Raw genomic sequence first — 6,825 nt, forward strand, 5'->3', positions numbered from 1 at the left:
GATCTGGTGCACGCGCAGGTCCCGCACCAGTTTCTCGATGCCGTAGTCGTGCAGGTAGCCGTAGCCGCCGAGCAGCTGCAGTGCGTCATTGGCGACATTAAAGCCGGTGTCGGTGACGAAGCGCTTGGCCATCGCCGACCATTTGCCGGCATCCGGCGCCTTGCGGTCGAGCTTCGAGGCGGCGGCATAAAGGAAGATACGCGCCGCCTGCAGCTCGGTCTCCATGTCGGCCAGCCTGAATTGCAGCGCCTGGAATTGATTGATCTTCGAGCCGAAAGCCTTGCGCTCGGCGGTGTAGGACAGCGCCTTGTCGAACGCCGACTGCGCGCCGCCCAGCGAACAGGCGGCGATGTTCAGCCGGCCGCCGTCGAGCCCGGCCATGGCGATGCCGAAGCCAGCGCCTTCGTCGGACAGAAGGTTCTCCGCCGGCACCTTGCAATCCTCGAAGATGACCTGGCGGGTCGACTGCATGTGCCATCCCATCTTGTACTCGTTTGCCCCAAAGGAGAGGCCCGGCGCATCTCTGGGCACGACGATGGTGGAAATGCCTTTCGGCCCGTCCGCGCCGGTGCGCACCATGACGGCATAGACATCGCTGTCGCCGGCGCCGGAGATGAACTGTTTGGTGCCGTTGAGCACATAGTCGCCGCCGCTCTTCACCGCACGGGTCTTGAGCGCCGCGGCGTCGGAGCCGGAGCCTGGCTCGGTCAGGCAGTAGCTGGCCAGCCATTCCATCGAAGTGAGCTTGGGCAGGAAGCGCTGGCGCTGTTCGTCATTGCCGAAACGGTCGATCATCGAGGCCACCATGTTGTGGATCGAGATGAAGGACGAAAAGGCCGGATCGGCGTGCGACAGCGCCTCAAAGATCAGCACGGCGTCGAGCCGGCCAAGTGCCGAGCCACCGACATCGTCCCTGATATAGATGCCGCCGAGCCCGAGCGGGCCGGTCTCGCGGATCACGTCGGCCGGGAAATGCTTGTTGCGGTCCCAATCGAGCGCATTCGGTGCGACACGGTCGGCGGCGAAGGCCTGCGCCATCTCCTGGATGGCGCGCTGCTCCTCGTTGAGTTCGAATTGGCTGGTGCTCGCATCGACCGCGGCGTCCATGGCGTGCTCCCTGTGTGCTGGCCAGCTAGCTCGCTGGCCTGTTGTTTTTGGCTTTGCGCGCGCACCAATCTAGACCAATGATGCCGCCGCGCAACCCGATCCCCTGCGGAGCGGCTGTGCATCAATGCATGTCCGGAGCAAGATGTGACGACAAAATTCGATGAACTGCTGGGCCGGTTCCACGCATACCTTGCGACCGTGGATCATGTCCTGATGCGCGATGCCGTGGCCCGGATCGGCTGGGACATGCCGGCCCGCACGCTAGAGCCGCGTCCGCTTGCCTGCCTGCGCCATCTCGATCGCGCCGCCGAACTGGCGCCTCCGGATGCCAAGCCGCTGGTGCAACTGCTTGCCGGACGTCGGAATGATTTCCGCTGGGGGCAGACTTATGGCGAGGCGGATTTCGGGAAAGAGTTCATCGAGAATTACGGCTGGCTGGAAGTGTTCGGCACACGTGGCCACTTTGCCAATGACGCGGCCGCCGCCGGCCTGCTGATTCTTGGACCAGATATCGTCTATCCCGACCACCATCACGTCGCCGAGGAAATCTACATTCCGCTGACCGGCGGCACCGAATGGCGCATGGGCGAGAGCGGCTTTTGCATGCGTACGGCCGGCGAGGTCGTTCATCACGCTTCCAACGTCAATCACGCCATGCGCACGGGCAAAGACCCGTTGCTGGCGCTGTACATCTGGCGCGGCGGGCCGTTGGCGCAGAAATCCGATATCACCGGAACCGTGGCGCAGGGCAGGGACTGATGGCCAAAGCGATCATGCTGCAAGGCACGGGTTCCGACGTGGGCAAGACGGTGCTGGTCGCCGGCCTCTGCCGCGCGGCAAAAAAGCGTGGGCTGAAGGTGCGGCCGTTCAAGCCGCAGAACATGTCGAACAATGCCGCCGTCGCCGAAATTCCAGGTGACAACAATGCCGGCGGCGGTGAGATCGGCCGCGCGCAATGGCTGCAGGCGATCGCTTGCGGTGTCGCACCATCGGTCCACATGAACCCGGTGCTGCTGAAGCCGCAGACCGATGTCGGCGCGCAGGTCATCGTGCAGGGCAAAATGTTCGGGGAAGCGCGGGCGCGCGACTACCAGGCGATGAAGGGCCGGCTGATGGACGCCGTGCTGGAGTCCTGGGGCAAGGTCGGCGAGGGCGCCGATCTGGTCATCGTCGAGGGCGCCGGCTCGCCGGCCGAGATCAACCTGCGCAGCCGCGACATCGCCAATATGGGCTTTGCCACGCGCGCCGATGTGCCCGTGGTGCTGGTCGGCGACATCGATCGCGGCGGCGTCATCGCTTCGGTGGCCGGCACGCATCTGATCCTGCCGGAAGAGGACCGGCGCATGATCGCCGGCTATCTCATCAACAAGTTCCGCGGCGACGTTTCGCTGTTTGACGACGGCCTGAAGTCGATCGAGACATTCACGGGCTGGCGCTGTTTCGGTGTCGTTCCGTGGCTGAAGGCGGCGGCACGCTTGCCTTCGGAAGATTCGGTGGTGCTGGAGCGGCTGGCGTCCGGCGAAGCGCGCGCGTTGAAGGTGGCGGTGCCGATGCTTGGCCGCATCGCCAATTTCGACGATCTCGACCCGCTCAAGGCTGAGCCGCAGGTCGAGGTGGTGTTCGTGCCGCCGGGAAAGCCGCTGCCCGCCGATGCCGGTCTGGTGGTCATTCCAGGCTCGAAGTCGACAATCGGCGATCTCTTGAAATTCCGCGAGAACGGTTGGGATCGCGACCTTCTTGCGCATCGCAAGCGCGGCGGCCATGTCGTCGGTATCTGCGGCGGCTTCCAGATGCTCGGCCGTATGGTGCGCGATCCCGACGGCATCGAAGGCAGCGTCACCGAAGCCGAAGGGCTCGGACTGCTCGACATCGAAACGGTGATGGAGCCGGAAAAGACGGTGCGCAACGTCAGGGCCCGTTCGGTGCCGTTCGACCTGCCGCTCGAAGGCTATGAAATCCATCTCGGCCGCACCACCGGGCCGGATACGCTGAGGCCGTCTGCAGTCATCAATGGCATCGATGACGGGGCAGTGTCGGCCGATGGCAAGGTGATCGGCACCTATATGCACGGTCTGTTTGGCACCGACGGCTTTCGCGGAAGATTCCTCGAAAGCCTCGGCATCAAGGGCGGCGGCATCGACTACCGAGCCGAGGTCGAGCGGGCGCTGGACGAGGTCGCAGCCGAGCTGGAGACCCATCTCGACTGCGACGCGATCTTTGCACTGGCGCGGTAATTCGCGGTTGGCTCAGCCCTTGTCGCTTGCCTTCGGCCAGTAGGTGCCGAAGGACCAGACGTTGCCTTCCGGGTCGCGGCAGATGAACTCGCGGCTGCCATAGTCGCGGTTGGTCAATTCCTGGATGATCGTGGCGCCGGCCTTCCTGGCCTTGGCATAGGCGGCATCGGCATCATCGACGGCGATGTAGATCGACTTGCCGCCGCCTGAGCCAGGTTCGCCGACCATCTTGCCGTAGTCGTCGTCGCGCGCGGTGCCCAGCATGATCATCGAAGAGCCGAAAACCAGTTCGGCATGGTGCACGACGTCGCCTTCGCCATAGCGGGCCCGGACGCCGAAGCCGAAGGCTTCGCCCAGCCAGTCGATCATCTTTGCCGCGTTCCTGTAGCGCAAGGCGGGGTAGAGGCGGGGCGCTTCGGTGGTGGTCATGTCGATCTCCTTCAGCGGGGTTGGTCGATGCCCCACTGTGGGTAAAGGCCGTTCCGGCGTCTTGAAGAAATGTTACCTGGCCGAGATTCCGGTTGGTGTCTCGCCGGCGAGGTCGCGGAATTCGCGCACCAGATGCGCCTGGTCGGCATAGCCGCAATCGGCTGCGATATCGGCCCAGTCGACGGCCTGCTGCCTCGACAGGCCGAGCGCGCGGTTGAAGCGGACGATGCGCGACAGTGTCTTGGGGCCCATGCCGATGGCGTTGGAAAAACTGCCGGCGAGATGTTTGCGGCTCCAGCCCAGCCTTTCGGCGATCGATGCAATGCGGGTCCGGCCGCCGGATGTGATGATGCGGTCATAGGCCCAGGCGATTTCAAGTGGCGTCTCGGCGGCATTCTCGAGACGGGCGGTGACGAAGGCTTCGGCCATGTCGAAACGCGTCGTCCAATCCGGCGCATTGCCCAGCCGTTCACGCAGCGCCAAGCCCTGAGCGCCAAGCACGTCGTCGAGGACGACCATGCTGTCTGTCAGTTCGCTCATCGGCAGGCGGAAGAAACGGTGTGCGCCAAGCGGCGTGAAGTTGACCTGGACGCAGCAGGCGCCGCCGAAGGATTCGATCACCACCGGTCCGGCAAAGAGGCCGGCGGCGAAACTGGCGAAGCGGTCATTGTCGCCGGGGGCCTTGCCGAGGCCGATGGCGAAGGGTTCGGCGAAGCTGATGACCAGCGGTACGGTGAGCGACGCATATTCGACGTTGCGCATATGGCCGGGCGCCATTTCGCGATAGCCGCAAATGTCCGACACAATGCCCTGAAGTCGAGGATCGGGCAGGCGCCGGCGCATCTCAAACCGCCCGGCGACGGACCGGTCCTGCTCTTGCTGGGGTTGCATCTTGACTGGCATCGGCCATCCTCGCGCCAGTCAAATCTAACAGACCCAGGGCCGGAATCAAAAGCGCCCGGCTTTTGGCCGGGCGCTCCTCGTCCCCACTTCAAGGGAAATGGTCAGGCGCCGCGCATCAAGCAACCGGCGGCGAGTACGATGTAGGCGATGAGAACAATCCACACCGATGCGATTGGAATGAACGCAAGAATGCCAAGCGCGGCGAGAATGCCGATGATGGCGATAACAAGGGAAATGATGAAAACAATCTGGGTAGGCGCGCTGAGATTCATGTCTGGCTCCTCCAACATGATTCGAACAGCCTCATTCTATCAGGGCGTGTAGTCACACACCAATCATGACACGCAGTGGGTTGGCCGGGTCGGCCAGCAGCTTCACCGCCAGTGCAAGGCAGACGATCACCAGCAGCGGCTTGATCAGTCTTGCGCCGATGCGCATGGCCAGGCTGGCGCCGACGCGAGCGCCGAGGAACTGGGCGACGCCCATCATCAGGCCGATCTTCCAGTAGACGACGCCGAAGGCCGCGAAGACGATGAAGCCGCCGATGTTGGAGGCGAAGTTGAGCAATTTGGTATGCGCCGTCGCCTTGAGCACGCCGTAGCCGGCAAGTGCCACGAAGGCCAGCATGTAAAAGGAGCCGGCGCCCGGTCCGAACAGGCCATCGTAGAAGCCGATGGCGGGCACCAAGGTCAATCCAAACAGGAACGGCGACAGGCGCTCGGCGCGGTCGACATCGTTCATGTTGGGCTTGAACGCGAAGTAGAGCGCGATGGCGATCAGCACGATGGGCAGGGCAGCCCGCAGTATGTCGCCCGGCACGATCGTCGCCAGCAAGGCGCCGATGGCGCTGCCGACAAGGGCCAGAAGCGCCGACGGCAATTGCCGGCGCAGGTCGACATGCCCCTTCGACGCGTAGTGGATGGTCGCCGAGCCCGAGCCGAACATGCCTTGCAGTTTGTTGGTGGCGAGCGCCTGGACCGGCGTGAAGCCGGCAAGCAGCAGCGCCGGCACTGTGATCAGCCCGCCGCCGCCGGCGATCGAATCGACAAAGCCCGCGGCAAAAGCGGCGAAAGCGAGCATGGCGACGGTCTGGATGCTAAGGTCGATCATCTGATGTATGGGGGTGTCCGGCTGGCTGAAATATCGGGCGTTCGACCACGGCCGCCCTGTTTGCGCAAGATCGATTCCGCGCTACCTCTATCCCAGCGCATCGCGCCTGGATTGTGTTTGTGTAGTTAACCCGGAAAGAGGCTCCTGATGGCATTCGCATTGCTGGACCAGATACGTCAGATATTCGACGGCGACCCCGGCGTGCGCAAGGTGGCGGACGATCCGGTCCTATCGGCGGAACTGCTGATGCTGTTTCGCATGATCCTGGCCGACGGGTCGGTCAGCGAGAGCGAAATGGTTGCCTTCCGGCGCATCTGCAAGGATGCCTTCGGCATTCCGGAAAGCAGCATCGACAGCGTCATCGAATATCTCAACGAGTTCGGCTACGAGACCAATGGCTCGCAGGCGATTGCACTGTTCCGCGATCTCGACGTCGAGCGGCGCCGGCAATTGGCCAAACATATGGCGGAGATCGCCAAGGCGGATTCGCAACTGGCCGAGAGCGAGATCCGCCTGCTGCGCCGCACGCTCGACCTGCTCGATATCAATCCGGTCGATGTGGTCAAGACGCAGGAGTGATCGGGCCGCCTTCTCTCCTGATCAGCCTTGCTCCCGCAGCCGCTCCGCGATCGCCCGGTGCAAGTCAGGGGCGGCGGTGACAAGCGCCTTGGCAGCCTCGGACTGCGGGTGGTCGAGCACTTCGCTCGTCTTGCCGCGCTCGACGATCTTGCCGTCATGCATGACCAGCTCCTCGTCCGTGATGGCGCGGGCCACGGTCAGGTCGTGGGTGATGAAGAGGTAGGCGATGCCGAGCTTCTGGTTGAGCTCTGCGAACAGATCGAGGATCTGGGCGCGGATCGAGACATCGAGCGCCGAGACCGGCTCGTCGGCAACGACCAGCTTGGGGCGGGTGATGATGGCGCCGAGTCAGTCAGTGGCACTGGTTGGTCGCTCCGGCTGCGGCAAGTCGACGCTCGCCCGCATGATCCTGGCGCTGGATCGGCCGACATCGGGCTCGATCCGGTTCCGCGGCGGGACCATA

The 6,825-nt window shown here is 63.8% G+C and carries 8 protein-coding genes and 2 pseudogenes; 4 read left to right on the forward strand and 6 right to left on the reverse strand.

Annotated features, from left to right (window positions below; genetic code table 11):
• The coding region (locus EN991_RS17460) for an isobutyryl-CoA dehydrogenase (protein ID WP_127369208.1) at window positions 1-1,107 on the reverse strand (1,107 nt) is incomplete at its 3' end.
• Between the two features lie 144 nt (window positions 1,108-1,251).
• Between EN991_RS17460 and EN991_RS17465 the strand changes: the two genes are divergently transcribed.
• Window positions 1,252-1,866, forward strand: coding sequence for a dimethylsulfonioproprionate lyase family protein (locus tag EN991_RS17465; protein ID WP_013531208.1), 615 nt, complete (start codon window positions 1,252-1,254; stop codon window positions 1,864-1,866).
• On the forward strand, window positions 1,866-3,341 hold the full coding sequence (locus EN991_RS17470; protein ID WP_127369209.1) for a cobyric acid synthase: 1,476 nt from the start codon (window positions 1,866-1,868) through the stop codon (window positions 3,339-3,341). Before EN991_RS17465 ends, EN991_RS17470 begins: the two co-directional genes overlap by 1 nt.
• Window positions 3,342-3,353: 12 nt before the next feature.
• Here the strand turns inward: EN991_RS17470 and EN991_RS17475 are convergent, their stop codons facing one another.
• The 4 genes from EN991_RS17475 to EN991_RS17490 all read right to left on the reverse strand — a co-directional run bounded on the left by EN991_RS17475 (window position 3,354) and on the right by EN991_RS17490 (window position 5,783).
• Entirely contained in the window at window positions 3,354-3,770 is a 417-nt protein-coding gene (locus tag EN991_RS17475) for a VOC family protein (protein WP_064993704.1), read from the reverse strand.
• 72 nt (window positions 3,771-3,842) lie between these two features.
• The gene (locus EN991_RS17480) at window positions 3,843-4,673 is read right to left on the reverse strand and encodes an AraC family transcriptional regulator (protein WP_127369210.1); all 831 of its coding nucleotides are present in this window, start codon (window positions 4,671-4,673) and stop codon (window positions 3,843-3,845) included.
• Between the two features lie 101 nt (window positions 4,674-4,774).
• On the reverse strand, window positions 4,775-4,945 hold the full coding sequence (locus EN991_RS17485; RefSeq protein WP_127369211.1) for a hypothetical protein: 171 nt from the start codon (window positions 4,943-4,945) through the stop codon (window positions 4,775-4,777).
• 52 nt (window positions 4,946-4,997) lie between these two features.
• A complete protein-coding gene (locus EN991_RS17490; RefSeq protein ID WP_127369212.1) occupies window positions 4,998-5,783 on the reverse strand; it encodes a TSUP family transporter in 786 nt (261 codons plus the stop codon).
• 147 nt (window positions 5,784-5,930) lie between these two features.
• Here EN991_RS17490 and EN991_RS17495 point away from each other — a divergent pair, with 147 nt between their 5' ends.
• A complete protein-coding gene (locus EN991_RS17495) occupies window positions 5,931-6,362 on the forward strand; it encodes a TerB family tellurite resistance protein (RefSeq protein ID WP_064993702.1) in 432 nt (143 codons plus the stop codon).
• A 21-nt stretch (window positions 6,363-6,383) separates the two neighbouring features.
• Here EN991_RS17495 and EN991_RS17500 read toward each other — a convergent pair.
• A pseudogene (locus tag EN991_RS17500) lies at window positions 6,384-6,704 on the reverse strand (microcin ABC transporter ATP-binding protein); the annotation flags it as partial.
• On the opposite strand from EN991_RS17500, the pseudogene EN991_RS17505 reads away from it, so the two are divergent.
• Window positions 6,694-6,825: pseudogene (locus EN991_RS17505) on the forward strand (ATP-binding cassette domain-containing protein); the annotation flags it as partial. The pseudogenes EN991_RS17500 and EN991_RS17505 sit on opposite strands and share 11 nt — an antisense overlap.

Source organism: Mesorhizobium sp. M7A.F.Ca.US.005.03.2.1, from assembly GCF_003997795.1.
GTDB lineage: Bacteria > Pseudomonadota > Alphaproteobacteria > Rhizobiales > Rhizobiaceae > Mesorhizobium > Mesorhizobium ciceri.

Bases quoted from the DNA above. Each gene is read 5' to 3' on its own strand.
- EN991_RS17470 (WP_127369209.1), top strand. From the start codon at position 1,866: ATGGCCAAAGCGATCATGCTGCAAGGCACGGGTTCCGACGTGGGCAAG.
- EN991_RS17475 (WP_064993704.1), bottom strand. From the start codon at position 3,770: ATGACCACCACCGAAGCGCCCCGCCTCTACCCCGCCTTGCGCTACAGG.
- EN991_RS17480 (WP_127369210.1), bottom strand. From the start codon at position 4,673: ATGCCAGTCAAGATGCAACCCCAGCAAGAGCAGGACCGGTCCGTCGCC.
- EN991_RS17485 (WP_127369211.1), bottom strand. From the start codon at position 4,945: ATGAATCTCAGCGCGCCTACCCAGATTGTTTTCATCATTTCCCTTGTT.
- EN991_RS17490 (WP_127369212.1), bottom strand. From the start codon at position 5,783: ATGATCGACCTTAGCATCCAGACCGTCGCCATGCTCGCTTTCGCCGCT.
- EN991_RS17495 (WP_064993702.1), top strand. From the start codon at position 5,931: ATGGCATTCGCATTGCTGGACCAGATACGTCAGATATTCGACGGCGAC.